Origin of the sequence: Alteraurantiacibacter palmitatis (genome assembly GCF_037154115.1) — a bacterium.
GTDB lineage: Bacteria > Pseudomonadota > Alphaproteobacteria > Sphingomonadales > Sphingomonadaceae > Alteraurantiacibacter > Alteraurantiacibacter palmitatis.
Window position 1 is genome coordinate 240,748 of the sequence record NZ_JBANRO010000002.1, and the last position, 24,970, is coordinate 265,717.

The window sequence follows — 24,970 nt, forward strand, 5'->3', positions numbered from 1 at the left end:
CCACCGCCGAAGCCATGATCGCGGCCTACAACGCGCAGGACGCAGACCTCTACGTCTCCTACATGACCGATGACGCCTGCGAGGCGAATTATCGTGGGCCAGTCGTGCGTGAAGGCAAGGAAGGCACGCGTGCGGGCCTCGCTGCCGCTTTTGCGAAATGGCCGCAGAACCGCGCCGAGATCGTCGAACGCCAAGCCATCGGCAATTACGTCCTGTTCCGCGAACACGTGACGCGCGGGCCGGCCACCGATGGCTCGCCGCTGGTCGAACCGTTCGATGTGATCGCGGTCTACACTTTCGAAGGCGACAAGTGCGCCCGCGTGGAGTTCATCCGGTGATCCTGCGCGAAATCTTCATCTTCATCGCCGCGCTGGCGATGTTCGCTTCGGCCGTTGCGGCTTATCTTGCCGTGTTTCACGGCGCGGCAAGCGTAAAGGACATTCTCTCCACGGCCTTTGCCGCCGTGATCGGCCTGTATCTGGGCCGCTACCTCGAACGGAGGCTGACCCGTGGCTAATCGTCACCTTGCACCCGATACGCCCGAACTGCGCGCGCGCTGGGGCAATTTCGCCTGGACGCCTGAAAACGCGGAAAAGGTGAAGGACATCATCGCCCGCTATCCCGAAGGGCGGCAGCGCAGCGCGGTGATGCCGCTGCTCGATCTGGCGCAGCGGCAGGTTGGCGCGGAAACCGGCACGCAGGGCTGGCTGCCCTTGCCGGTGATGGAATATGTCGCGGCAGAGCTCGATATGCCCATCATCCGCGTGGTCGAGGTCGCCAGCTTCTATTTCATGTATAACCTTGTTCCGGTTGGCAAATTCCATGTGCAGGTCTGCGGCACCACGCCCTGTATGCTGCGCGGGTCTGACGACATCATGGCTGCTTGCAAGAAACGCGGGATGAAGAAGGGCCACACCACTGATGACGGTATGTGGACGCTGACCGAGGTGGAGTGCATGGGCAATTGCGCCACCGCGCCGATGGTGCAGATCAACGACGACAATTACGAGGATCTGACGCCGGAACGTCTCGACGCCGTGCTCGATGCGCTGGCGGCGGGCCAGCAGCCCAAGACCGGAACGCAGGAACCCGGCCGCCATACGAGCGAGCCGGCAAATGCCCTTTCCACGCTGCACGCGATGGTGACCGAAAACCACGATTACCGGGGCGAGTGGTGATGGAATTGCTGCTTCCCATCCTCGTCGCCTTGCTGCTGGTTTTCATCGCCTGGAAGGTGCTGATGGGTCTGGTAAAGACCGCCGCGCTGGTGGGCATCGTCCTGCTGGCCGGGGCCTATGTGTTCGCTAATGGAGGCATGGCATGAGCCTGTCCGACAAGGATCGCATCTTCACCAATGTCTATGGCTTCCAGCCGTGGAACCTGAACGCTGCGCAAAAGCGCGGCGATTGGGACAACACGAAAAAGCTGATGGAAGTCGGGCAGGACGCCATCATCGACGAAATCAAGGCGAGCGGCCTGCGCGGGCGCGGCGGGGCGGGCTTCCCCACCGGCATGAAATGGTCCTTCATGCCCAAGGAAAGCAAGGACGGGCGGCCCAGTTTCCTCGTCATCAACGCCGACGAATCCGAGCCGGGTAGCTGCAAGGACCGCGAAATCATCCGCCACGATCCGCACAAGCTGATCGAAGGCGCGCTTATTGCCGGTTACGCGATGCGCGCGCGCGCCGCCTATATTTACATCCGCGGCGAATATATCCGCGAGGCGGAAACGCTGTTCGCCGCCGTGGCGGAAGCCTATGCGGCGGGCCTGCTGGGCAAGAATGCGGCCGATTCCGGCTATGATTTCGATGTCTTCGTCCACCGGGGCGCGGGCGCGTATATCTGCGGCGAAGAAACCGCGATGATCGAAAGCCTGGAAGGCAAGAAAGGCCAGCCACGCCTCAAGCCGCCATTCCCGGCAGGCGCGGGTCTTTATGGCTGCCCCACTACGGTGAACAATGTCGAATCGATCGCGGTGGTGCCCACCATCCTGCGGCGCGGCGCGTCGTGGTTCAGCAGCTTTGGCCGCGACAACAACAAGGGCACCAAGCTGTTCCAGATCAGCGGCCACGTGAACAAGCCCTGCGTGGTCGAAGAAGCGATGAGCATCACGTTCGAGGAGCTGATCGAGAAGCATTGCGGCGGCATTCGCGGCGGGTGGGACAATCTGCTCGCAGTGATCCCCGGCGGCTCCTCGGTGCCGCTGGTGCCTGCCGAACAGATCCGCCACGCGCATATGGATTTCGACGGCCTTCGCGAACTCGGTTCCGGCCTTGGCACAGCAGGTGTCATCGTGATGGACAAGAGCACCGATATCGTGCGCGCGATCAGCCGCCTGTCCTATTTCTACAAGCATGAAAGCTGCGGCCAGTGCACCCCCTGCCGCGAAGGCACGGGCTGGATGTGGCGCGTGATGACGCGGCTTGAAACCGGCGATGCGAGCGTGGAGGAAATCGATATGCTGCATCAGGTGACCAAGCAGGTGGAAGGCCACACGATCTGCGCGCTGGGCGATGCCGCGGCGTGGCCGATCCAGGGCCTGATCCGCCACTTCCGCCCGGAAATCGAGCGCCGCATCCATGAGCGCGCCGCCAAGTTTGCAGAGGCTGCCGAATAATGCCCAAGGTCACCGTAGACGGACAGGAAGTGGAAGTTCCCGCTGGGGCAACCGTGCTGCAGGCGTGCGAGCTGGCGGGCAAGGAAATCCCGCGCTTCTGCTATCATGAGCGCCTCAGCATCGCGGGCAATTGCCGGATGTGCCTGGTCGAAGTGAAGCCGGGGCCTCCCAAGCCGCAGGCCTCTTGCGCGCTGCCCGCTACCGAGGGGCAGGAAATCCGCACCGACAGCGAGATGGTCAAGAAGGCGCGCGAAGGGGTGATGGAGTTCCTCCTCATCAACCACCCGCTCGATTGCCCGATCTGCGACCAGGGTGGCGAGTGCGATTTGCAGGACCAGGCCGTGGCCTATGGACGCGGGGTCAGCCGCTTTGACGAGAACAAGCGCGCGGTTACCGAGAAATATATGGGGCCGCTCATCAAGACCACGATGACGCGCTGCATCCACTGCACCCGCTGCGTGCGCTTCTCCGAAGAGATTGCGGGCGTGGATGAGATCGGCGCGCTCTATCGCGGCGAGGATATGCAGATCACCACCTATCTGGAAAAGGCCGCCAAGCACGAGCTTTCGGCCAATGTGATCGATCTGTGCCCGGTGGGTGCGCTCACCAGTAACCCTTACGCCTTCGAAGCCCGTCCGTGGGAATTGAAGAAGACGCTCGGCATCGATGTGTCCGATGCGGTCGGCGCGAACATCCGCATCGACAGCCGGGGCCGCGAAGTGCTTCGCGTGCTGCCGCGCATCAATGATGATGTGAACGAGGAGTGGATTTCGGACAAGGCGCGCTACCAGATTGACGGGCTGACGCGCCGCCGCCTCGACAAGGTGTGGATCCGCAAGGGTGGCAAGCTGGCCGAGGCAGACTGGGACGAGGCGTTCAGGAAGATCGCTGCGGCTAAACCGGGCAATTCGATTGCTGCTGTTGCGGGCGATCTGCTCGATTGCGAGACGATGTTTGCCGCCAAGGCGCTGCTGGCGGCAAGCGGATCGGCGCTGGTGGAAAGCCGCCAGACGGGTATGGATTACGACTGCTCCAGCCTTTCCGCGATCAATTTTAATTCGACCTTCGCCGGGATCGAAAACGCCGACGCGGTGCTGATCATCGGCAGCCATGTGCGCTGGGAAGCGCCATTGGTGAATGTCCGCCTGCGCAAGGCGGCCAAGAATGGCGCAAAGGTCTTTGTTGTCGGGCCGGAATGGGAAACGACTTACCAGGCAACCTTCCTTGGCGCGGATGTTTCCGTGCTGGCCAATCTGCCTTCCGAAGTGACCGATGCGCTTAAGAATGCCGCGCGTCCGGCAATCATTCTGGGCGGGGCGGGTTTTGCCGCCGGTGCCCATGCCGCCGCGGTGAAGCTGGCGCATGATCTGGGCGTCATCAAGGATGGCTGGAACGGCTTCAACGCGCTGCACATGGCGGCGGCCCGCATGGGTGCGGTGATGCTGGGCTTTGTGAGCAAGGGCGGCATTGCCGATCTGGCTGCGGCCAAGCCCAGGGTGCTGCTGGCGCTGGGCGCAGACGAGGTGGACTTTGCCAAGTTCGCGGACAGCCTCAAGGTCTATATCGGCCATCACGGCGACAAGGGCGCACACGCGGCGGACATCGTTCTGCCCGGCAGCGCCTATACCGAGAAGCCCGGCACCTATGTGAACACGGAAGGCCGCGTCCAGCGCAGTGACAAGGCGGTGTTTGCGCCCGGCGAGGCGCGTGAGGACTGGACGATCCTGCGCGCGCTGGCCGATGCGCTGGGCGTGAATGTGGGCTTTGACAGCTTCCACGAACTGCGCGCCGCCATGGTCGCCGCCGTGCCGGCGCTGGCCAATGAAGGTGAACTCGCTGCTTATGGCCCGCTGCCTGCCAGCGTTGCCGGGCCGGACAAGCCGCAGGGCGAAATCCGCTACCCGATCAAGGACTTCTACCTCACCAATGCCATCGCGCGGGCCAGCGCGGTGATGCAGCGCTGTTCGGATGAACTGCTCCACGGGGCCGATCTGAAGGAGGCCGCGGAATGACCGCTTTCTTCCAATCGCTGGGCATGAGCTACGAATGGGCCTGGTTCCTTGCGACCATGGCGGGCATCCTGCTGATCGCGCTGCCGCTGATGCTGGGCGTTGCCATGATCATCTACATGGACCGCAAGGTGTGGGCGGCAATCAATTTGCGGCGCGGGCCCAACGTGGTCGGGCCTTTCGGCCTGTTGCAGAGCTTTGCCGACGGCCTGAAGGTGTTCTTGCAGGAAACCATCATTCCTTCAGCGGCGAACAAGGGGCTTTTCCTGATCGCGCCGATCCTGACCTTTACCGTGGCGCTGCTCAGCTGGGCGGTGATTCCGTTTGGGCCGGATATGGTGCTGGCGGATATCAATGTCGGCCTGCTGTATATCTTCGCCGTGTCCTCGCTGGGCGTGTATGGCGTGGTGATTTCGGGCTGGGCGTCGAACTCCAAATATCCCTTCTTTTCCGCCATGCGCGCGTCCGCGCAGATGATTTCCTATGAAGTTTCAATCGGCTTCATCATCGTGTGCGTGGTGCTGTGGGCGGACAGCTTCAACCTCAACACCATTATCGAGGCGCAGCGCGGCCATGGCCTGGGCTTCATCAACGGCTTCGTGTTCAACCCGCTGCTGTTCCCGATCTGGGTGATGTTCTTCATCTCGGCACTGGCCGAAACGCAGCGCGTGCCCTTCGACCTGACCGAGGCGGAGAGCGAGCTGGTGGCGGGATATCAGACCGAATATTCCTCCATGTCCTTCGCGCTGTTCTGGCTGGGCGAATATGCCAACATCCTGCTGATGTGCGCGTTGTCCGCCATCCTGTTCTTCGGAGGCTGGTTGCCGCCGGTGGATTGGGAACCGCTCTATGCCGTGCCGGGGATTGTGTGGCTGCTGCTGAAGATCCTGTTCTTCTTCTTCATGTTCAGCTGGGTGATGGCCACCGTTCCGCGCTATCGCTATGACCAGCTGATGCGCCTTGGCTGGAAGGTGTTCCTGCCGCTCTCCCTGATATTCGTCTTTGTCGTCAGCGGCTATCTGATGGCCACGGGGCATTATTCATGACCACTGTCGCTCACCTCATCAAGTCGTTCACCCTGTGGGAGTTCGTGAAGGCGCACGCCCTCACGCTCAAGTATCTGTTCAAGCCCAAGGTGACGATCAACTATCCGTTCGAGAAGAACCCGCTCTCGCCCCGTTTCCGGGGGGAGCACGCCCTGCGCCGTTATCCCAACGGGGAAGAACGCTGCATTGCGTGCAAGCTGTGCGAGGCGGTGTGCCCGGCGCAGGCGATCACGATCGAGGCGGAACCGCGCGAGGACGGCAGCCGCCGCACCACGCGCTATGACATCGACATGACCAAGTGCATCTACTGCGGTTTCTGCCAGGAAGCCTGCCCGGTGGATGCCATCGTCGAAGGGCCGAACTTCGAATACGCGACCGAAACGCGCGAAGAACTGCTTTACGACAAGGCAAAGCTGCTGGCGAACGGGGACAAGTGGGAGCGCGCGATTGCCGCAAACCTTGAAGCCGACGCGCCCTATCGTTAAGCGCGCGGGCAACTCACACGGGGACTCATGATCCACACTCTCGCCTTTTACCTGTTTGCGGTGATGGTTCTCACCTCCGGCGCGCTGGTCGTGCTGGCCCGCAACCCGGTGCATTCCGTCCTGTGGCTGATTCTGGCCTTCTTCAACGCTGCCGGCCTGATGGTGCTGGTGGGGGCAGAGTTCATCGCCATGCTGCTGATCATCGTTTATGTCGGTGCGGTCGCGGTGCTGTTCCTGTTCGTCGTAATGATGCTGAACATCGACTTTGCCGAACTGCGCGCAGGCTTCATCAAGAACGCACCCCTGGCCGCTCTGGTGGCGGTGGTGCTGTTCGTGGAGTTGTTCGTCGCCATTATCGCCGCCAACGCCGGCGGCGCGGTGACGCTGGGGACGCCCGACGGCAGCGCCGCGCCGTTGCTGGGCGAGGGCAATACCGAGAATATCGGCGCGCTGCTCTACACCCGGTATGTCTTCCTGTTTGAAGTGGCGGGCATCATCCTGCTGGTGGCAATGATCGGCGCAATCGTGCTGACTCACCGCGAAAGCCGCGCAACCCGCGCGCATCAGAACATCACCAAGCAGAATATGCGCCGGCCGGAAGACGCGACCGAGCTGAAGCAGCCTGAGATCGGCAAAGGTGTGGACATTGGGGGGCGCGAGCTGTGATCGGCGTCGAACATTACATCGTGGTCAGCTCGCTGCTGTTCGTGCTGGGCGTGCTGGGGATTTTCCTCAACCGCAAGAATGTGATCGTCATCCTGATGGCGATCGAGCTCATCCTGCTGGCCGTGAACATCAATCTGGTCGCCTTCAGTGCCTTTCTGGGTGATCTGACCGGCCAGATTTTCGCCATGTTCGTGCTGACCGTGGCCGCTGCCGAAGCGGCGATCGGCCTTGCGATCCTCGTCATCTACTTCCGCCGTCGCGGCACCATTGCGGTCGACGACATCAGCCGGATGAAGGGATAACCTGCCGTGTCGTCCTCCATCCTGATCATCGTTTTTGCGCCGCTTATGGCTGCGCTTATCGCCGGACTTGGCAACCGCGCCATCGGCAACACCGCGGCCAAGCTGGTCACCACCGGCGCGCTGTTCCTGTCCTGTGCGCTGTCTTGGCCGATCTTCCTTGGTTTCGTTGCCGGTAATGCCGAGGCGGCCGTTGTCCCCGTGCTCGACTGGGTGCGGTCCGGCGCAATGGAGTTCGACTGGGCGCTGCGCGTCGACACGCTGACCGCCGTGATGCTGGTAGTGATCACCAGCGTCTCGGCTCTCGTGCACCTGTATAGCTGGGGCTATATGGAGGAAGACCCGGATCAGCCGCGCTTCTTCGCCTATCTCTCGCTGTTCACCTTTGCCATGCTTATGCTGGTGACGGCGGACAATCTGGTGCAGATGTTCTTCGGTTGGGAAGGGGTGGGGCTTGCCTCCTATTTGCTGATCGGTTTCTGGTTCAAGAAGCCCTCGGCCAATGCCGCCGCGATCAAGGCTTTCGTGGTCAACCGCGTGGGCGACCTTGGCTTTATGCTGGGCATTTTCGGCACTTTCCTGGTGTTCCAGACGACCAGCATTCCTGCCATTCTCGATGCCGCGCCCGCAATGCAGGGTGTTAGCCACATCACCTTCCTTGGTATGCGGCTCGATACGATGACGATCCTGTGCCTGCTGCTGTTCATCGGTGCGATGGGCAAGAGCGCACAGTTGGGCCTGCACACCTGGTTGCCGGATGCGATGGAAGGGCCGACGCCGGTTTCCGCGCTGATCCATGCCGCCACCATGGTGACCGCGGGCGTGTTCATGGTCTGCCGCCTGTCACCCATGTTTGAAGCGGCGCCGATTGCGCTGGGCGTTGTCACCTTCATTGGTGCGGCCACCTGCCTGTTTGCTGCCACGGTTGGCACCACGCAGTGGGACATCAAGCGGGTTATCGCCTATTCGACCTGCTCGCAGCTCGGCTATATGTTCTTTGCCGCAGGTGTCGGTGCCTATGGCGCGGCGATGTTCCACCTGTTCACCCACGCCTTCTTCAAGGCGCTGCTGTTCCTTGGCGCGGGCAGCGTGATCCACGCCATGCATCACGAACAGGATATGCGCTATTACGGGGCCTTGCGGAAGGAGATACCGATCACCTTCTGGGCGATGATGGCTGGCACGCTGGCGATCACCGGGGTGGGCGTCTACCATCTTGGCCTTGGCTTTGCGGGCTTCTTCTCGAAGGACGCGATCATCGAAGTCGCCTTTGCCAAGGGCACCGAGGTGGCGATGTTTGCCTTCTGGGTGGGCGTGTTCGCAGCCCTTCTGACCAGCTTCTATTCGTGGCGCCTGATGTTCCTCACCTTCTGGGGCAAGCCGCGCTGGGCGCAGAGCGAGCACATCCAGCACGCTCTCCACGACGCGCACGGCCACGGCCATCACGACGATGCGCAGGAAACACACGGTCACGGCGAGGTGGAGGCCAACGCGCCCGCGCAGGAACACGCCGGGCATGATGTGGCGCATTCGGTGCCCGATCCCGATCATCACGAAGGGACAGGCGGCTATCACCCGCATGAAAGCCCTTGGGTCATGCTCACCCCGTTGGTCATCCTTTCGATCGGTGCAGTGGCCGCAGGCTATGTGTTCAAGGGCGCGTTCCTCGACAGTGCGGCCTTCTGGAACGGCTCCATCGCCTATAACGAAGCGCTGATGCACGCGATGCACGAGGTGCCGTATTGGGTGAAGTATTCGGCGCTGGTGGTGATGCTGCTGGGCCTGCTGACGGCGTGGTATGGCTATATTCGCAATACAAGTTTTCCGGGTCAGGTGGCGGACCAACTGGGGCCGATCTACCGCTTCGTCTACCGCAAGTGGATGTTCGACGAGCTGTATCACCACGTTTTTGTCGTGCCGGCACAGTGGCTGGGCCGGGTGTTCTGGCAAAAGGGTGATATCGGCGTGATTGACCGCTTCGGCCCCGATGGTGCTGCCTATGTGGTTCAGAAGGGCGCTGTCCTCGCCAAGAAGGTCCAGTCGGGCTATCTCAATTCCTATGCTCTGGTGATGCTGCTCGGCCTTGTCGCCGCGATCAGCTGGGTGATTTTCGCATGAGCGGCTTTCCCATTCTTTCCGTGATGCTGCTGGTGCCGCTGCTGGGCGCGGTGGCCTGCTTCTTTGCGCAGGCGCAGATGGCGCGGACTGTCGCGCTGGTTGCCACGCTGGTGAACCTGGCGCTGGGCATCGTGTTGTGGGCCAATTACGATATTGGCGGCGACCAGTGGCAGTTTGTGGAGCGGGCAAACCTCTTCGCCGGGTTCCAGTGGGCATTGGGCATAGATGGCATTGCGCTGATGCTGATCATGCTCAGCGTGTTCCTGATGCCGATCTGCATCCTTGCCAGCCATTCGATTGAAAAGCGTGTGGGTGAATACATGGCGGCCTTCCTGTTCATGGAAGTGCTGATGGTGGGCACCTTTGCCGCGCAGGATCTGTTCCTGTTTTACATCATGTTCGAGGCTGGTCTGATCCCGATGTATCTCATCATCGGCATCTGGGGCGGCACCGATCGGATTTACGCCAGCTACAAGTTCTTCCTCTACACGCTCCTTGGCTCGGTTCTGATGTTCATCGCCATGCTGTGGATGGCGCGCGAGGCGGGGACGACTGATATCCCGACGTTGATGCAGTATGATTTTGCGCCGTCCGCGCAGACCTGGCTGTGGCTCGCCTTCTTCGCCAGCTTTGCGGTGAAGATGCCGATGTGGCCGGTGCACACCTGGCTTCCCGCCGCGCACGTGCAGGCACCGACGGCAGGCTCCGTGATCCTGGCGGGCGTGCTCTTGAAGCTGGGCGGTTACGGGTTCATCCGCTTCAGCCTGCCGATGTTCCCGGAAGCGAGCGTGCAGTTCATGTGGCTGGTATTTGCTTTGTCGATGGTGGCGGTGGTCGTCACCAGCCTGATCGCGCTGGTGCAGCACGACATGAAGAAGCTGATCGCCTATTCCTCGGTTGCGCATATGGCGATTGTGACGGTGGGCCTGTTCGCCTTCAACGTGCAGGGGCTGGAAGGCGCGATGATCGTCATGCTTTCGCACGGTCTCGTTTCTGGCGCGCTGTTTCTTTGCGTGGGCATCATCTACGACCGGCTGCATACGCGCGAGATCGCCCGATATGGCGGCTTGTCGATCAATATGCCGAAATATGCGCTGTTTTTCCTGCTGTTCACCATGGCGAGCATTGGCCTTCCCGGCACCAGCGGCTTTGTGGGCGAGTTCCTGTCGCTGGCGGGCATCTATCAGGTGTCGAGCTGGGTCGCCTTTGTCTGCACCACCGGCATCATTCTGGGCGCAGCCTATATGCTCTACCTCTACCGCCGGGTCTGCTTTGGCGAGCAGACGAATGCCGATGCGGCCGCTATGCCTGATCTGACGCTGCGCGAATGGGTGATGCTTGGCCCGATTGCGGCGGCGGTGCTGTGGATGGGCGTCTATCCGGAAAGCTTTCTGGCGCCGATGCGTGCCGATATCGCCGCGCTTGATGCCCGCCTTGCCCGCGTCAAGCCCGAAGGCGATGCGCGCCTGTGGATTGGCGAGGCGGCACCTGTCCAAATTGATGAACATGCAGCGCACGGGGGAGCGCACTGATGGATCTCACCTCTTCCCTCGGACTGGTCATTCCGGAACTGGTCCTCGCCCTGTCGGGCCTGATCATGCTGCTGTTTGCGGCATGGGGCGGCAATGACGCCGCGCGCCCGGTTTCGATTGCGTCCTGCGTGGCGCTGGGCGGGGCGTTCTTCCTTGTGGCGCCATCCGTCTGCATGGGCCTGTCTGGCGCAGACACGATCGCGTTTTACGGCCAGCTGCGCATGGATGCTTTTGCCGGGCTTGCCAAGCTGATGATCTATGCCGCGGCGGGCGCGGTGCTGGTTGTGGCGCCGGCCTATTTCGATCGGATCAAGGCGTCGCGGCCCGAATTCGCCGTGCTGGTGCTGTTTTCGGCGCTGGGCATGAGCATCATGGTTTCCGCGACCGATCTGATTTCGCTCTATATCGGCCTCGAACTCACCAGCCTTGCCTCCTATGTGCTGGCGGCCTTTCTGCGCGATGATGACAAATCGGCCGAGGCGGGCCTTAAATATTTCGTGCTGGGTGCGTTGGCGTCCGGCATCCTGCTCTTCGGCTCCAGCTTGATCTACGGCTTTGCGGGGACGACCTCGTTCGGCGGCATCAATGTGGCGATGGCAGATGGCCTGTCGGGCGGTCTGCTGATGGGCGTGATTTTCGTTCTGGCAGGGCTGGCCTTCAAGATCAGTGCGGTGCCGTTCCATATGTGGACGCCCGATGTCTATGAAGGCGCGCCTGCGCCGGTCACCATGTTCTTTGCCAGCGCGCCCAAGGTGGCGGCGGTGGCGTTGCTGGCGCGCGTGTCGCTGGAGGCTTTTGGCAGCCAGCCTTTCGCTTGGCAGCAGATCGTCGGCTTTGCGGCGATCGCGTCCATCGTGGTGGGGGCGCTGGGTGCGATTGGTCAGGACAATATCAAGCGCCTTCTGGCGTTCTCCTCGATCAACAATGTCGGGTTCATCCTGATCGGCCTTGCCACGGCCAGCGTGGCCGGTGCCAGTGCGATGCTGGTTTACCTGGCGTTCTACACCGCCATGACGGTGGGCAGCTTCGTCGCGGTGATGATGCTGAAGGATGCAGAGGGCAATCCGCTCGAAACCTTCGGCGACATCAGGGGCCTTTCCTCGACGCAGCCCGCGCTCGCCTGGTGCCTGCTGCTGATCATGTTCAGCCTTGCAGGCATACCCCCGCTGATGGGCTTTTACGGCAAGCTGGTGGTGTTTCAGGCGGCTGTGGAGGCTGATCTGATCGCGCTCGCCGCCGTCGGCATTGCCGCCAGCGTCATCGGTGCGTTCTATTATCTCAAGTTCATCAAGGTGATGTTCTTTGACGAGGCGGTGGACCGGGCCAAGGGCAAGAGCGACGTCGCGCATTGGGCGCTGCTGGCAATTGCCACGCTCGTGATCTCGCCCGTGGCCTGGCTGGGTACCGGGTGGCTGGGCGGTCTGGCAGACAACGCCGCAGCGACACTGTTCTTTGCCGGTTGAGTTGAGCCAGCGTCTCGACATCATTGCCGAGACGGGTTCGACCAATTCCGACCTGCTGGCGCGCCTGGGCAAAGGAGAGGCGCTGGAAGAAGGCTATTGGCTGATCGCCAATCGCCAGACGGCCGGGCGCGGGCGACAGGGGCGGTCCTGGCTGGATGCACCGGGCAATTTCATGGGCTCGACACTTGTCCGCCTGCGTGAAGGTGACCCACCTGTGCCGAGCCTGTCCTTTGTCGCAGCGCTGGCGGTCTATGCAGCCGCATCGGGGCGCGTGGCCCGGCCGGGATCGCTTGTGCTGAAATGGCCCAACGATGTGCTGCTTTCGGGCGCCAAGTTTTGCGGCATATTGCTCGAGCGGCAAGGGCCATTTGCCGTGATCGGCATTGGCGTGAACCTTGCCGCCGCGCCGCGCATTGCCGGGCGCGAAACTCTGGCATTGGCCGCGATCGGAGCGCCGACGGATCGCAATCTGTTCGCCGCAGATCTGGCGCACAGCATGGCCGACGAACTGGCACGCTGGCGCGAATATGGGGCAGGGCCTCTGCTCGCCCGCTGGGAAGCAGCGGCCCATCGGCCCGGCACCCGTCTCAGCGTGCATTGCGCCACTGGTGAAAAGGTGAGCGGCACCTATATGGGACTGGCGACCGACGGTGCCTTGCGCCTCGCTCTGGATGACGGCACCACGCAGGTCATCCATGCAGGCGATGTCATGCTGGAGAGGGATTGATGCTGCTCGCCGTCGATGTCGGCAACACCAATGTCGTTTTCGCCATGTTTGAAGGCGAGGCGATGCGCACGCGCTGGCGCATTGCCACCGATCCGCGCCGCACCGGCGATGAATATGCCGTGTGGCTGCTGCAGTTGATGCAGATTGAGGGGCTTTCGCGCAGCGATGTCTCGGCGATGATCGTGTGCAGCGTGGTGCCGCGCGCCCGTCACAATCTGGAAGTGCTGGCGCAGAAATATTTCGGCGTCGATCCGCTTTTTGCCGGCGAAGGCGCCGCCGCCTGGCCGTTTCCGATTCGCGTGGACGAACCGCGCAGCCTTGGCGCCGACCGCGCGGTTAACGCTCTGGCAGCCCATGCCAAATATGCAGGCGATCTGATCGTGATCGATTTTGGCACCGCGACGACGTTTGATGTGGTGGACACAGACGGTGCCTATCGCGGCGGGATCATCGCGCCGGGCATCAATCTGTCGCTGGATGCGCTGGTTTCCAACACGGCCAAGCTGCCGCGGATCGCCATTGAACAGCCGCGCAGTTCCAGCGTGATCGGCACAAATACCGAAGATCAGATGCTGATCGGCGTGTTCTGGGGCTATGTGGCGATGATGGAAGGGCTGATCGCGCGCATCCGCGCCGAGATCGGCCGCCCGGCCAAGGTGATCGCCACCGGCGGGCTGGCCGTGCTGTTTGACCAGCACAGCGACATTTTCGACGCCGTTGACGGCGATCTTACCTTGCAGGGGCTGGCCATGCTTGCCGCCCGCGCAGCAGACTGAAACCCCAATCGGAACCGGAATGAAAAAAGATTACACGCCTGAAGACGAATTGCTGTTCCTGGCGCTGGGCGGGTCGGGCGAGATTGGCATGAATGTCAATCTCTATGGCTGCCGGGGCCAATGGCTGATGGTCGATCTGGGCATGAGCTTTGGGGCGCAGGAATATCCGGGCACCGAACTGATGTTTGCCGATCTGCAATTCATCGAGGAGCGGGCCAAGGATCTGTGCGGCATCGTGCTGACCCATGCGCACGAGGATCACATTGGCGCGATCCCCTATTTCGCAGCTGATCTGGGGGTGCCGCTTTACGCCACGCCCTTCACTGCGGACCTTATCCTGCGCAAGCTGGAGGAGGCGGGCAATGCCGATGCCATCGAACTGAACATCATCGAGGAGGAGGATGGAGCGTTCGCTGTCGGCCCCTTCAGCGTTACCTATATTCCGCTCGCCCATTCAATTGCCGAAGGCAATGCGCTGCTCATCGAAACGCCCTTTGGCCGCATCTTCCACACGGGCGACTGGAAGCTGGACGAGGACCCGATCATCGGCGTGCCCACCAGCGAAGACGAGCTGTGCGCCATTGGCGATGAAGGCATACTGGCGCTGGTGTGCGATTCCACCAATGTCTTCAATCCCGCCGCATCGGGTTCCGAAGGCGCCGTGTATCAGGGGCTGCTGGAGGAAGTGCGCAAGCACAAGGGGCGCCGCGTGCTGGTGACGACCTTTGCGTCCAATGTCGCGCGGCTCCAGACTCTGGGCGATGTGGCGCGGGAGACCGGGCGCAGCCTGTGCATTGCGGGACGTTCACTGGAGCGCATCATCGAGGTGGCGCAGGCCAATGGCTATCTCGGTGATTTTCCGCCGCTGGTGGATTTCGACACCGCAATGGAGATGCGCCGGGGCGAAGTGCTGATCGTGGCAACCGGCGGCCAGGGGGAGCCGCGCGCGGCTCTGGCCCGCATCGCCGAGGAAGCCCATCCGCTGTCGCTGGAAGAAGGTGATGTGGTGCTGTTTTCCAGCCGCGTCATTCCCGGCAACGAGCTGGCGATTGGCCGCATCCAGAACCAGCTTGCCGCACGCGGCATCGTGATGGTCAGCGACCGGCAGAGCTTCATCCATGTATCCGGCCATCCGGGGCGGCCGGAGCTGGAGGCACTCTACTCCTGGATACGCCCGGATATTCTGGTGCCCGTGCATGGCGAGATGCGCCACATGATGGAACAGGCGCGCCTGGGCAAATCCTGCGGTATTCCGCGCCAGATCGTGCAGAAGAACGGCGATATTGTGCGCCTTGCACCCGATGGCCCGGTCAAGCTGGCTGAAGTGACCAATGGCCGCCTGGTGCTGGACGGCGATATCATTGTGCCCGCGGATGGCGAGGCCATAACGATGCGCCGCCGCATGGCGCGTGACGGCGTGGTTCTGGTTGTTCTGGAAAAGGGCGGGGCGGTGCAGGTGGAAGGTATCGGCCTGCCGCTGGATGAAGATTACCCTGCGTTCGTGGAAGAAGCTGTGGAAGATGTAAAGCGCGCCCTGACTGCTCTGCGCGGGGCCGCAGCGCGTGATCGTGCGGCGGTGAGCGAGGCGGCGCGGCTAGCGGCACGACGCGCGGCGCAACGCTGGTCGGGCAAGAAACCGCAGGTGCGCGTCATCCTGCCAACGGAGGCAAAGGCGCAATGAAGCTGACCTCGATCATTGCCATTTACCTGCTCTTCTGGGTGATGAGCGCCTTTGTCTTGCTGCCCTTTGGCGTCAAGACGCCCGACGAAGCAGGCGTTGCCAAAGTGCCCGGACAGGCGGAAAGCGCGCCGGTCAATTTCCGGCCCGGTCGCGTGGCCTTGCGCGCCACGCTGCTGTCGGCAGTGCTGACGGGCCTGTATATTGCGAACTACACGCAAGGATGGATTACCGTGGATGACATCAACATCTTCGGCACTCCGCCGGGATATGGGGAAAGCTGACGCCCCAAACGTCTGACAGGACGGGCCGGTGGGTCAGTCGCGCAGACGTTCAATCGCCTGCGCCAGCGCCACGTAGAGCTTGCCAATGTCGGACGAAAGCATCGTCACCGCCAGCGCGTTGCCGTCGCGGGTGGAAAGCACGGTGCGCAGCATCGCCTCGAAATCGTGAATGTATCGGTTCACCGTCTCGCGGATCTGCGGATCCTGCTCGTAAACGCCCATCACCGCGCGCGCCTCGCCATTGTCGAGCAGCCGCACGGCGCGCCGGGTGAAGATGCCGCGATCGCCGCGCAGATAGCTGGCCCAGGCGGTGTCGGCGACTTCGGCATCGAACACGCGAGCGATGTCGATCGAGGCGGAATTGAGGCTTTCGGTTATCAGCGCCATGCGTCGCGTGAAGTCCGTATCAACCTGTTCCTCGGCCTGCGCGCGGGCCTGCGCCACGCGGCTTTCCAGATTGGCGGCGAGCTGGTTCACCTTGGCGAGCTGATCGCGCAATTGCACCGCGACCGCGCGGCCCTTTTCGGCAGCGTTGCGCGCGGCCTCGTCCATTTCGCTGAGCGCGTTGCGGCCTGCCTCTCGCAGCGTTTCCTCTAACGTTGCGCCGGCATCCTGTCCGATCTGGCGGGCAAGGTTGCGGACGGCTTCCCTCTCGCGTTCCTGCAAATGGCGGACGCTTTGCGTAACGGCCTCCTCCAGCGCGGCGATGGCATCGCGCAGCTCGCCCTGCGCGCCTTCGGCCAGATCGCGCGTTTGCCCGGCAATGCGGGCCAGATTGTCCTCCAGAACGCCAAGCATTTCCAGCGATGTGCCGGCGCCTTGGTGTGCCTCTGCCACATAACCCGCCAGCGCTGCGCCGCGTGCTTCGGCATCGGCAATCGTGTCGCGCAGAGCGAGGCTGCGGGTTTCGAAAGCACACAGGCGACTTTCCGCCTTGGCAATCGCGTCCGACAGATCCCTTTCGGAATGTTCGGAACTGGCCCGGATGATTTCGAGCAGGCGCACGCTGTCATCAGTCAGGCGTGAGACAAAGCTGCGGCTTTCTTCCATGATGGCGCGGCTTTGCGACAGGCGTTCAACCAGCGTTTCGGCCGCCTCGCCCAATTGTGCGCTTTCCTTTTGACCCTTGCCGAACAGCCGGGAAAGATCGGCATCGAAGGCGTTGAGGCGGCGGGCAAGTTCATCGCTGCGCTGGGCCACATCGGCCAGATGCGCGATATGCGCCTCGTCACGGCGGCGCGCTTCGGCATCGAAGCGTTCAAGCCGCTCTTGCAGCGTGGCAAGTGCCTCGGCCTCGGCCTGAGCGGCTTGTTCGCGGCGGCGCGCGATTTCCGCATCGAAGGCAGCCATGCTTTCCACAATGGCGCGGTCCACGCGTTGTCCGGCCTGCGTCAGGGCTTCCATGCGTTGGCGGGCATTGCCGATGGCCGATTGGTCAAGGGCGGTAAGTTGCTCGATCGCGGAAGTGGTGTCCTGCTGCAACTGCGCCACCGCCTGTTCCCAGCGGCTGCGTGCCTCCTCTTGCCCTTCAAGCAATGTGCCGATGAGCTGTTCTCCCTTTTGGCCGAGTTCTGCCAGATGCTCCTCGAAGCGGGTCAGCGTATCGGACAGCCTTGCGCGCAGGGCGTCGACTTGCCGCCCGCTCGCCTCGCCAAAATCGTTGAGGCGCTGGAAAGCGGCAACCATCTCGTCGAGCTGACTCTGGGCTGTGTTCCCGGCATGGCCGATCTGGTTGGCGACATCGCGCGCCGAATTGGAAATGACCGGCAATTGGTCGCGCAGCCGGTTCATATTGGCGAGCGCATTGTCGCTGACCTGCCCGATGGCGGTGACCTGCTCGCCATTGTCGCGGATCAGATCCTGCAAGGCGGCGGCATTTTGCGACAGGCGGTCACTCGCCACGCGGCCCAGCGCTTCCAGGTCGCGCGACTGGGAAGCGATGAAATCGCGCGCCAGGCTCAGCTCGCGGTTCACTGCTGCGAGGCGCGCTTCCAACTGGGCCGATTCGGCGGCCAGCAATTGCGCTGCACGGGCAAAGCGCGTTGCCTCACGCGTGGAATTTCGCATGGCCAGAAGCCACAGCCCGATAACCAGCACGACGGGCAGCGACCAGCTTCCGATCCAGCCGACCCATTGTTGCGGGCTTGCCGGCGCCAGTATCGCGGCGCGGTTGGCCCAGATGAAAAAGCCCGTCCAGCCGATCACCGCGCCTGCCGCCAAAAGGGGGAATACCCAGCCAAAGCGTGAAGATGGCACAGGAGGTTCCGGCCCCTCATGCCAATCCGCGCTTCCAGCGTCGGAATACTCCGTGTCGCCATGCGCATCACTGGTGGCCACCGGTGTGCCTTCATCCGCGGAATGGCTATCCAGGGCGAGCAGGTTCTTGCGTCGGTTCATGACACGCAGGATACCAGCCCCGGCCTTGCCTTTAAAGCCGCCTTAACGCGTGGTCGCTATCTGCTGGCCAGGTGAACCACGACAAGGGTGATTTCGAGGCCAATCTGGCCGCCGCAGCAGGCAATGATCCGGCCTTGGCCGCGGAACTGCGCGCCTGCTTTATCGACAGCCTCGACAATCAGCGTGATTTGCTGGCGCGTGCGCGGTGCGACGGCAACTGGGAAGTATCAGCCTTGCGGCTGCGCAGCCTTGGCGCAAGTTTCCACGCGCATGAATTGATTGCTTTGGCGGCAGAGGCTCTTGAAAGCGCACCGGGTGATCCGGTCGTGCTGCGCAAGCTGGCCGCGTTCAGCCAAAGCCTGAAAGAGCAGGTCTGACGGTTCCTTTTACGCTGCCCGCTTGGCAGCGCGGGGGCAGGCGCGTAACCATGATGGCGTGTTCACAAATCGCCTGAAACCACCTCTTGCTCCACCTTTGGATCAAGCCAGTGCCCATGCGGTGCTGGTGACTCTCGATGCGCCTGCACCGGGGGAAACGGAACTTCGCGTTTTTGATCGCACCGCAGCGGAGCGGCAGGTGGAATGTGCGGCAGCGCTGGGTTGCCGCGAGGTTTGGGTGATCGGCGCGCGCGGCGGGAGGCAAGCCATTGCCCTGCGCCATCTTGCCGAAGATCTGGGCCTGCGCTTCCGCGAATTGAGCGGGCCGCACGCCGTGGCAGAGGTCGCTATGCCGGGTGAGCGGGTGCTGGTGTTTGAGACTGGCCTGATGCCCGAACTGTCTGCCTGGCCACTGGGCAGGGACGGATTCGGCCAGACGGCAAAGGAAGGCGTGCTGACATTCCCGGCCGATATCGGGGTCGATGCGGGATTTGAGCGGATAGATTTTGCGCGCAGTTGGGCAGGGGCTTTGCTGATACCCGGTGCACTGATCGCGCGGCTGCGCGATCTGCCCGAGGATGCGGAGGCGGCCTCGGCCTTGCTGCGCATCGCCTTGCAGGCGGGGATCCCGACCTACCCGGTCGATCCGGCGCGGATGCAAGACGGCAGCTGGTTCATCCCGGCGGACGCCGCAGCCGTTCGGACAGCCGAACAGAACTGGCTTTCGCGGCAGACCATCCCCCCACAAGGATCATCGCTGTCAGCGCGTATTGCCAGCCAGGTGGTAAGGTGGGCGGGTGCGCCTCTGATTGCCCGTAGGGGGGCATTTCCGGCAGTTCTGGCATCGGCTTTGCTGCTCCTGCCACTGGGCATCTGGCTGTGCGCCGATGCGCTTGCGGTGGCCGGCTTCGGGGCGCTCGCGCTGGCCGCCCCGTTGCTGGAGGCGGCCTTTATGGTGCGCCGATCGCAGGGTGCGCGCCTCGGCCCGCTGGCGACCCGTCGAAGGGAATGGCGATGGTTGCGCGGCTTGCTTGACGGCGCACTCCTTTTGGCGGGGATGTTGGCCATCGCCGGTGATCCGGTCGAGCAGATTTTTGCCCCGATTGTCCTGCTGGCGGCCTTTCATGCCGGCCTCCCGGATGCCCGTGCACCGGGACAGGTGCTGCGGGACCGGGGTTTGGCAGCGTTGGTGGTGGCGATGGGCGCCGCGGTGCATTCTGCGCAGGCCGGAATCATGATCGCCGCGCTGGGCTTTCTGGCGCTCAACATCCTCCAGTTGCGGAAGAGCAGGCCCGCACGCGAAGGATAACTCCGGCTTAACCACAAGCGGCTATGCGGTGTAGGATGAGCGACGAGATCACGTTGGCCCCGCGTATCGAGGATGTGGAGGCACAGTTGCGCGAACGGCTGTTGGCCGGTGATGCGGTGCTGGCCGATGCGCGCCCGGTGTTGCGCCATCTCTTGACCTGCCGGGATGCCGCGATGTTCAGCGATGAGGTGCTGGCCCGCGTGCGCGGGGCGGTGCTTCATCTGGCGCGGCAGTTGCTGTATGCCCGTGCCACCGCTGGCGCAGCCTCTGATCCGTCCGAAATGCCCGATTCGTGGGAAGCCGATCTGGCGGCGCGGCTGATGGATGATACGCGCCTTCTAGCGCATCTTCACGGCCTCACGCTGGAGGCAATGCTGACCGAATTGCTCCACCAGCGCAGCAATTTCGACACGGTGCTGTCCCCTTTGCTGCAGGAACTGGCTGCTTCTCCCGAAGACGGGGTGCCTGCGCTGGCAATGCGCATGGTAGCGGCGCAGGCGCGGTTCATGCAGGCGCATCGCCGCATGGAATTGCCGCTGGGCGAACTGCCGGGCGATCTGTTCCATTGCGCCGTGCTGGCGATGCGCAGCCAGGCGGGAGACGATCCCAGCGGCGCGCTGGCCGAAGCTGCCTTGCGCCGCCAGTTTGACGAGGCGCAGAGCCGGCTTGGCCTGATGACGCGCCTGGTTATGGGTCTTGGTCGCAAGGCTCCGCGCGCGCTCGCGGTGGATCACGCGGGGCTGGCGCTGTTTACCACTGCCCTCGCCATGGCAACCGCGCAGGACAGGGGCCTGATTGTCCAGACCTTTGGCGAAGGGCAGATGGCGCGGTTTGCCCTGTCCCTGCGGGCGGCGGGGCTGGGGCAGGACAAGGTGCAGCAGCATTTCCTGTATTTTCACCCCGATGCGACACCGCCCGAAGGTCTCGACTGGATTACGCCTGACCACGCCTCGACTCTGTTGGCATCGTCCAGCCTTGCGAAGACCGACTCGGCATGAGCCAGAACACGCTTCCCAAGGCCGAGGCCCGCACCGATGCGCAGGATTACCTGACCGCAGCGGATGAGCCGCTGGCAAGCCTTCACCGGCGCAGCGGCGGCACCATTCCCGGCCCGATCATCACGCCTGCACTGCTCGAACTGGTGCGCAAGGCGCGCAGCTTTGGCCTTCGTCTTGCCCGGCCGATTGTGGCCCGGGATGGCGATGAACAGATCAGCGCCTGGGCCGAAGTGGAGCCTGATGCGCAAGGGCAAGGGTGCCGCATCGTTCTGTCAGGCTGGCAGGCGCGCCCGGTTGACACGCCCGAACTGCATACCGAGCGCACGCATCACCTCGCCGTAGCCCGACAGATCGCCGAATTCACCGCCCGTCTTGGGCCGCGCCAGCAGGTTTTGGCCGGGCAAGGCATGGCAGCAGATACAGCGGAATTGGAGCACGCATTTTCCGCCGGCGTGGGGCGGGCCTGGACCGATTTTGTCGAGCTGGAAGGGACGATCCACCATCAGCCCGTACATTGGCGCCTGCTGGATGGGGCGCGCTTGCGTTTTGCGGGGTCACAACGTGATTGGCGCGCAACCTTGGTGCCCCTTGGCGAGGCGAGCGGAGAATTGGGCGGGTTCGATCTGCTGCTGTGCCCCGAACAGCCATTGGCTGAAAGTGGCCCTGCGCCGCCTAAACTTCCGGCCACAGCGCCGCGCAGTCGCGGCCCCGGCATCGGGCGCGATATTGCCCCTGTCCTGCGCCAGCCTGTCTCGCGCATCATCGCCAATGCGGAGACGATCCGCACGCGCATGGCGGGGCCGTTGGCGGATGAATATGCAAACTATGCCGCCGATATCGCCAATGCCGGCGAACATTTGCTGGCACTGATCGACGACCTGACCACGCTCGACATGGTGGAGGACGAGGATTTCAGCCCCGCACCCGACCATATCGATCTTGCCGATGTGGCGAGGCGCGCAGCGGGCATCCTTGGTGTCCGCGCGCGGGACCGCGGCATAAATGTGGACGCGCCCAAGAAGGACGAAAGCGCGCCGGCCATTGGCGAGTTTCGCCGTGTCCTGCAAATCCTGCTCAACCTGCTCGGCAATGCGATCCGCTATGCGCCCGAAGGTTCCCGCGTGTGGCTGCGTGTGGAAAGCGAGGGCGGCCGCGCACGGGTGATCGTGGCCGATCAGGGCGAGGGGCTGGATGCTGAACAGCAGGAACGCGTGTTCCGCAAGTTCGAACGTCTGGGCCGCAGCGGCGACGGCGGATCGGGGCTGGGCCTGTATATTTCGCGCCGTCTGGCCCATGCGATGCAGGGCAGCTTGACGGTGGAAAGCGCACCCGGCCAGGGCGCGCGCTTCATTCTGGATTTGCCGGCGGACACCGAAGCATCCGCCGGCTGAACCTTTTGGCTCAGCGCTTGTCCAGCGGAATGTAATCGCGCTGAGTCGGCCCGGTGTAGAGCTGGCGGGGGCGGCCGATCTTCTGGCCGGGATCGGAAATCATCTCGTTCCACTGCGCCACCCAGCCCACGGTGCGCGCCAGCGCGAACAGCGCGGTGAACATGGTGGTGGGGAAGCCGATGGCCGACAGGATGATGCCCGAATAGAAGTCCACATTGGGGAACAGCTTCTTTTCGATGAAGTAGTCATCCGACAGCGCCAGTTCCTCCAGCCGCAAGGCGGTTTCGAACAGCGGATCGGTCACTTTCAGCGCGTCGAACACCTCGCGCACGGTCTTCTGCATCACCGTGGCGCGCGGGTCATAGTTCTTGTAGACGCGGTGGCCAAAGCCCATCAGGCGGAACGGGTCGTTCTTGTCCTTCGCCCGCTCGATGTAATGCGGAATCTTGTCGGGCGTGCCGATTTCCTTCAGCATATTGAGCGCCGCTTCGTTCGCGCCGCCATGGGCCGGACCCCACAGGCAGGCAATACCCGCCGCGATGCAGGCAAACGGATTGGCGCCCGATGAACCGGCCAGACGCACGGTGGATGTCGAGGCGTTCTGTTCGTGATCGGCATGGAGGATGAAAATCCGGTCCATGGCCCGTTCCACGGCCGGGATCACTTCATAGGGTTCGGCCGGCACGCCAAAGGTCATCTTCAGGAAATTGCCGGTATAGGACAGGCTGTTGTCCGGATACTGGAACGGCTGACCCACTGAATATTTGTAAGCCATGGCCGCGATCGTGGGCATCTTGGCGATCAGGCGATGGCTGGCAATCCGGCGCTGCATCGGATCGGAAATGTCGGTGCTGTCGTGATAGAAGGCTGACAATGCGCCCACCACGCCGCACATGATCGCCATCGGGTGCGCGTCACGTCGGAAACCGCGGTAGAACGTCATCAGCTGCTCGTGCAGCATCGTGTGGCGGGTGATCGTGGTCTCGAATGTGGCGAGCGTGTCCTTGTCCGGCAATTCGCCGTTAAGCAGCAGATAGGCCACTTCCATGAAGCTGGAATGTTCGGCCAGTTGTCCGATGGGATAGCCCCGGTGCAGCAGCACGCCTTCCTCGCCATCGATAAAGGTCAGCGCGCTTTCGCAGCTCGCCGTTGAGGTGAAGCCCGGATCATAGGTGAACAGCCCTGTCTGGGCATAGAGCTTGCGGATATCCACCACATCCGGGCCGGTTGTGCCTGCCATGACCGGAAAATCATGGGTCTGGCCGCCGACGGTCAGCTGCGCTTTCTTGTCCGTCAATTCACGTCTCCTAAGCTGCACGAAATATGTTTGTGTCAGGCTTGCTGCCCATTACGCTTGCGCCTGCGCGGTGATCCGCGCCAGGCTTTCTTCCCGGCCAAGCAGAACCAATACGTCGAAAATACCCGGCGAAGTCGTTTGCCCCGTCAGCGCCGCGCGCAAAGGCTGCGCGAGCTTGCCAAGTCCGACCCCCAGCTCCTCGGCATAGGATTTGAGATTGGCCTCCAGCGCCTCGATTGTCCAGTCCGATTCCGCCTGAAACCGGTTTGCAATCACGGTCAGCCGGGCCCTTGCGTCCCCATCCATTAGTGCCTCGGCGGCAGGATCGATGGGGATGGGATGGCGCACGAACAGGAACTTGGCACCGTCGGCCAGCTCGTTCATGTCCTTGGCGCGCAGCTTCAGCACAGGCATGGCCTGAACCAGCAATTCCAGATCCGCCTGTGGGCCAATGCGGGCGGCGGCCAATTCAGCCAGCCGCGCGTTATCCGCAGCGCGGATGTAGTGGCCGTTCATGTTGAGCAGTTTCTTGATGTCAAAACGTGAGGGGCTTTTTCCCACACCCGCCAGATCGAACAGCGCAACAGCTTCTTCGCGGGTGAACTCTTCCTTGTCGCCATGGCCCCAGCCAAGCCGCAGCAGGTAATTGAACAGCGCTTCGGGCAGGATGCCCAGCTCGTCGCGATAGGCGTCCACACCCAAGGCACCATGCCGCTTGGACAGCTTGGCCCCGTCATTGCCGTGGATCAGCGGGATATGGGCATAGACCGGCTCCGGCCAATCCATTGCGCGGATGATGGTCAACTGCCGGAAGGCGTTGTTGAGGTGATCGTCGCCCCGGATCACATGGGTCACGCCCATGTCGTGGTCGTCGACCACCACGGCAAGCATATAGGTGGGCGTGCCATCGGAACGCAGCAGGATGAAATCGTCCAGCTCGGCATTCTGCACGGTCACATCGCCCTGCACGGCATCGGTAATCGTCGTCTCGCCAGACTTTGGGGCCTTGATGCGCACGACATAGGGGGCATCGGCGGGCCAGCTTTCGGGCGTGGCATCGCGCCATTCGCTGTCGATGCGGAAAGGTCGGCGTTCGGCCTGCGCCTTCTCCCGCCGCTCGGCCAGCTGCTCCTGCGTCAGATAGCAGCGATAGGCATGACCGGCATCGAGCAGCTGGTGCGCGACCTCGGCATGGCGCGCGGAACGGGCGAACTGGAACACCGGTTCCTCATCCCCGCCAAGGCCCAGCCAATCCAGCCCGTCGAAAATCGCCGCAATCGCCGGCTCGGTCGATCGGGCGCGGTCGGTATCTTCAATCCGCAGGAGATACTTGCCCCCGTGATGGCGAGCAAAAAGCCAGTTGAACAGTGCCGTGCGCGCACCGCCGATGTGCAGATATCCGGTGGGCGAGGGCGCAAAGCGAGTCACGACCGGGCGCGCGGCCTGAATGTCCGTGCCTTGTGTCGCCGCGCCGCCACTTGCCATAAGCTGTTGTTTCCTGT

24 protein-coding genes are annotated in these 24,970 nt (G+C 62.9%); 21 read left to right on the forward strand and 3 right to left on the reverse strand.

The features are described 5' to 3' along the window. The first annotated feature begins 14 nt into the window (after nucleotides 1-14). The 17 genes from WFP44_RS03165 to WFP44_RS03245 are packed head-to-tail and all read left to right on the forward strand — an operon-like array spanning nucleotide 15 to nucleotide 15,699. A complete protein-coding gene (locus WFP44_RS03165) occupies nucleotides 15-338 on the forward strand; it encodes a nuclear transport factor 2 family protein (RefSeq protein ID WP_336925042.1) in 324 nt (107 codons plus the stop codon). Further along, a complete protein-coding gene (locus WFP44_RS03170; RefSeq protein WP_336924900.1) occupies nucleotides 335-517 on the forward strand; it encodes a hypothetical protein in 183 nt (60 codons plus the stop codon). Before WFP44_RS03165 ends, WFP44_RS03170 begins: the two co-directional genes overlap by 4 nt. After that, a complete protein-coding gene (locus WFP44_RS03175) occupies nucleotides 510-1,178 on the forward strand; it encodes a complex I 24 kDa subunit family protein (protein ID WP_336924901.1) in 669 nt (222 codons plus the stop codon). The genes WFP44_RS03170 and WFP44_RS03175 overlap by 8 nt, the downstream gene beginning before the upstream one ends. After that, the gene (locus WFP44_RS03180; protein WP_336924902.1) at nucleotides 1,178-1,324 is read left to right on the forward strand and encodes a hypothetical protein; all 147 of its coding nucleotides are present in this window, start codon (nucleotides 1,178-1,180) and stop codon (nucleotides 1,322-1,324) included. The genes WFP44_RS03175 and WFP44_RS03180 overlap by 1 nt, the downstream gene beginning before the upstream one ends. Beyond that, nucleotides 1,321-2,616, forward strand: a complete 1,296-nt coding sequence (gene nuoF, locus WFP44_RS03185; protein WP_336924903.1) for an NADH-quinone oxidoreductase subunit NuoF — start codon at nucleotides 1,321-1,323, stop codon at nucleotides 2,614-2,616. Before WFP44_RS03180 ends, nuoF begins: the two co-directional genes overlap by 4 nt. Continuing rightward, entirely contained in the window at nucleotides 2,616-4,628 is a 2,013-nt protein-coding gene (gene nuoG / locus WFP44_RS03190) for an NADH-quinone oxidoreductase subunit NuoG (RefSeq protein WP_336924904.1), read from the forward strand. Before nuoF ends, nuoG begins: the two co-directional genes overlap by 1 nt. Beyond that, on the forward strand, nucleotides 4,625-5,671 hold the full coding sequence (gene nuoH, locus WFP44_RS03195; protein ID WP_336924905.1) for an NADH-quinone oxidoreductase subunit NuoH: 1,047 nt from the start codon (nucleotides 4,625-4,627) through the stop codon (nucleotides 5,669-5,671). The genes nuoG and nuoH overlap by 4 nt, the downstream gene beginning before the upstream one ends. After that, nucleotides 5,668-6,156 carry an NADH-quinone oxidoreductase subunit NuoI gene (gene nuoI, locus WFP44_RS03200; protein ID WP_336917232.1) on the forward strand — a complete coding sequence of 163 codons (489 nt, stop codon included), beginning with the start codon at nucleotides 5,668-5,670 and terminating at the stop codon, nucleotides 6,154-6,156. The genes nuoH and nuoI overlap by 4 nt, the downstream gene beginning before the upstream one ends. A gap of 27 nt (nucleotides 6,157-6,183) precedes the next feature. Then, complete coding sequence (locus tag WFP44_RS03205) at nucleotides 6,184-6,822, forward strand: NADH-quinone oxidoreductase subunit J (RefSeq protein WP_336924906.1); 639 nt, start codon at nucleotides 6,184-6,186, stop codon at nucleotides 6,820-6,822. Next, complete coding sequence (gene nuoK / locus WFP44_RS03210) at nucleotides 6,819-7,124, forward strand: NADH-quinone oxidoreductase subunit NuoK (RefSeq protein ID WP_336924907.1); 306 nt, start codon at nucleotides 6,819-6,821, stop codon at nucleotides 7,122-7,124. Before WFP44_RS03205 ends, nuoK begins: the two co-directional genes overlap by 4 nt. Before the next feature lie 6 nt (nucleotides 7,125-7,130). Continuing rightward, the gene (gene nuoL / locus WFP44_RS03215) at nucleotides 7,131-9,239 is read left to right on the forward strand and encodes an NADH-quinone oxidoreductase subunit L (protein WP_336924908.1); all 2,109 of its coding nucleotides are present in this window, start codon (nucleotides 7,131-7,133) and stop codon (nucleotides 9,237-9,239) included. Then, nucleotides 9,236-10,771, forward strand: a complete 1,536-nt coding sequence (locus WFP44_RS03220) for an NADH-quinone oxidoreductase subunit M (protein WP_336924909.1) — start codon at nucleotides 9,236-9,238, stop codon at nucleotides 10,769-10,771. Before nuoL ends, WFP44_RS03220 begins: the two co-directional genes overlap by 4 nt. Then, a complete protein-coding gene (gene nuoN / locus WFP44_RS03225; RefSeq protein WP_336924910.1) occupies nucleotides 10,771-12,234 on the forward strand; it encodes an NADH-quinone oxidoreductase subunit NuoN in 1,464 nt (487 codons plus the stop codon). The genes WFP44_RS03220 and nuoN overlap by 1 nt, the downstream gene beginning before the upstream one ends. A gap of 1 nt (nucleotide 12,235) precedes the next feature. After that, the gene (locus tag WFP44_RS03230) at nucleotides 12,236-12,961 is read left to right on the forward strand and encodes a biotin--[acetyl-CoA-carboxylase] ligase (protein ID WP_336924911.1); all 726 of its coding nucleotides are present in this window, start codon (nucleotides 12,236-12,238) and stop codon (nucleotides 12,959-12,961) included. Further along, nucleotides 12,961-13,737 carry a type III pantothenate kinase gene (locus WFP44_RS03235; RefSeq protein WP_336924912.1) on the forward strand — a complete coding sequence of 259 codons (777 nt, stop codon included), beginning with the start codon at nucleotides 12,961-12,963 and terminating at the stop codon, nucleotides 13,735-13,737. Before WFP44_RS03230 ends, WFP44_RS03235 begins: the two co-directional genes overlap by 1 nt. A gap of 19 nt (nucleotides 13,738-13,756) precedes the next feature. Beyond that, nucleotides 13,757-15,418 (forward strand): ribonuclease J, encoded by a 1,662-nt coding sequence (locus WFP44_RS03240; protein ID WP_336924914.1) that lies wholly within the window; start codon nucleotides 13,757-13,759, stop codon nucleotides 15,416-15,418. Continuing rightward, nucleotides 15,415-15,699, forward strand: a complete 285-nt coding sequence (locus tag WFP44_RS03245; protein WP_336924915.1) for a DUF1467 family protein — start codon at nucleotides 15,415-15,417, stop codon at nucleotides 15,697-15,699. The genes WFP44_RS03240 and WFP44_RS03245 overlap by 4 nt, the downstream gene beginning before the upstream one ends. 33 nt (nucleotides 15,700-15,732) lie before the next feature. On the opposite strand, the gene WFP44_RS03250 is transcribed toward WFP44_RS03245, so the two are convergent. Then, nucleotides 15,733-18,096 carry a coiled-coil domain-containing protein gene (locus tag WFP44_RS03250; RefSeq protein WP_336924917.1) on the reverse strand — a complete coding sequence of 788 codons (2,364 nt, stop codon included), beginning with the start codon at nucleotides 18,094-18,096 and terminating at the stop codon, nucleotides 15,733-15,735. A 71-nt stretch (nucleotides 18,097-18,167) separates the two neighbouring features. Here WFP44_RS03250 and WFP44_RS03255 point away from each other — a divergent pair, with 71 nt between their 5' ends. The 4 genes from WFP44_RS03255 to WFP44_RS03270 all read left to right on the forward strand — a co-directional run bounded on the left by WFP44_RS03255 (nucleotide 18,168) and on the right by WFP44_RS03270 (nucleotide 22,171). Continuing rightward, a complete protein-coding gene (locus tag WFP44_RS03255) occupies nucleotides 18,168-18,473 on the forward strand; it encodes an Hpt domain-containing protein (protein ID WP_336924918.1) in 306 nt (101 codons plus the stop codon). A 97-nt stretch (nucleotides 18,474-18,570) separates the two neighbouring features. Next, on the forward strand, nucleotides 18,571-19,782 hold the full coding sequence (locus tag WFP44_RS03260) for a hypothetical protein (protein ID WP_336924919.1): 1,212 nt from the start codon (nucleotides 18,571-18,573) through the stop codon (nucleotides 19,780-19,782). A 35-nt stretch (nucleotides 19,783-19,817) separates the two neighbouring features. After that, entirely contained in the window at nucleotides 19,818-20,780 is a 963-nt protein-coding gene (locus tag WFP44_RS03265) for a hypothetical protein (RefSeq protein WP_336924920.1), read from the forward strand. Next, the gene (locus WFP44_RS03270; RefSeq protein ID WP_336924921.1) at nucleotides 20,777-22,171 is read left to right on the forward strand and encodes a sensor histidine kinase; all 1,395 of its coding nucleotides are present in this window, start codon (nucleotides 20,777-20,779) and stop codon (nucleotides 22,169-22,171) included. The genes WFP44_RS03265 and WFP44_RS03270 overlap by 4 nt, the downstream gene beginning before the upstream one ends. A gap of 10 nt (nucleotides 22,172-22,181) precedes the next feature. Here the strand turns inward: WFP44_RS03270 and WFP44_RS03275 are convergent, their stop codons facing one another. Further along, complete coding sequence (locus tag WFP44_RS03275) at nucleotides 22,182-23,468, reverse strand: citrate synthase (RefSeq protein ID WP_336924922.1); 1,287 nt, start codon at nucleotides 23,466-23,468, stop codon at nucleotides 22,182-22,184. 51 nt (nucleotides 23,469-23,519) lie between these two features. Further along, entirely contained in the window at nucleotides 23,520-24,953 is a 1,434-nt protein-coding gene (gene gltX, locus WFP44_RS03280) for a glutamate--tRNA ligase (RefSeq protein ID WP_336924923.1), read from the reverse strand. Nucleotides 24,954-24,970 lie beyond the last annotated feature (17 nt).

Bases quoted from the DNA above. Each gene is read 5' to 3' on its own strand.
- WFP44_RS03165 (WP_336925042.1), top strand. From the start codon at position 15: ATGATCGCGGCCTACAACGCGCAGGACGCAGACCTCTACGTCTCCTAC.
- WFP44_RS03180 (WP_336924902.1), top strand. From the start codon at position 1,178: ATGGAATTGCTGCTTCCCATCCTCGTCGCCTTGCTGCTGGTTTTCATC.
- nuoF (WP_336924903.1), top strand. From the start codon at position 1,321: ATGAGCCTGTCCGACAAGGATCGCATCTTCACCAATGTCTATGGCTTC.
- nuoG (WP_336924904.1), top strand. From the start codon at position 2,616: ATGCCCAAGGTCACCGTAGACGGACAGGAAGTGGAAGTTCCCGCTGGG.
- nuoH (WP_336924905.1), top strand. From the start codon at position 4,625: ATGACCGCTTTCTTCCAATCGCTGGGCATGAGCTACGAATGGGCCTGG.
- nuoI (WP_336917232.1), top strand. From the start codon at position 5,668: ATGACCACTGTCGCTCACCTCATCAAGTCGTTCACCCTGTGGGAGTTC.
- WFP44_RS03205 (WP_336924906.1), top strand. From the start codon at position 6,184: ATGATCCACACTCTCGCCTTTTACCTGTTTGCGGTGATGGTTCTCACC.
- WFP44_RS03220 (WP_336924909.1), top strand. From the start codon at position 9,236: ATGAGCGGCTTTCCCATTCTTTCCGTGATGCTGCTGGTGCCGCTGCTG.
- nuoN (WP_336924910.1), top strand. From the start codon at position 10,771: ATGGATCTCACCTCTTCCCTCGGACTGGTCATTCCGGAACTGGTCCTC.
- WFP44_RS03235 (WP_336924912.1), top strand. From the start codon at position 12,961: ATGCTGCTCGCCGTCGATGTCGGCAACACCAATGTCGTTTTCGCCATG.
- WFP44_RS03240 (WP_336924914.1), top strand. From the start codon at position 13,757: ATGAAAAAAGATTACACGCCTGAAGACGAATTGCTGTTCCTGGCGCTG.
- WFP44_RS03245 (WP_336924915.1), top strand. From the start codon at position 15,415: ATGAAGCTGACCTCGATCATTGCCATTTACCTGCTCTTCTGGGTGATG.
- WFP44_RS03250 (WP_336924917.1), bottom strand. From the start codon at position 18,096: ATGAACCGACGCAAGAACCTGCTCGCCCTGGATAGCCATTCCGCGGAT.
- WFP44_RS03265 (WP_336924920.1), top strand. From the start codon at position 19,818: ATGAGCGACGAGATCACGTTGGCCCCGCGTATCGAGGATGTGGAGGCA.
- WFP44_RS03270 (WP_336924921.1), top strand. From the start codon at position 20,777: ATGAGCCAGAACACGCTTCCCAAGGCCGAGGCCCGCACCGATGCGCAG.
- gltX (WP_336924923.1), bottom strand. From the start codon at position 24,953: ATGGCAAGTGGCGGCGCGGCGACACAAGGCACGGACATTCAGGCCGCG.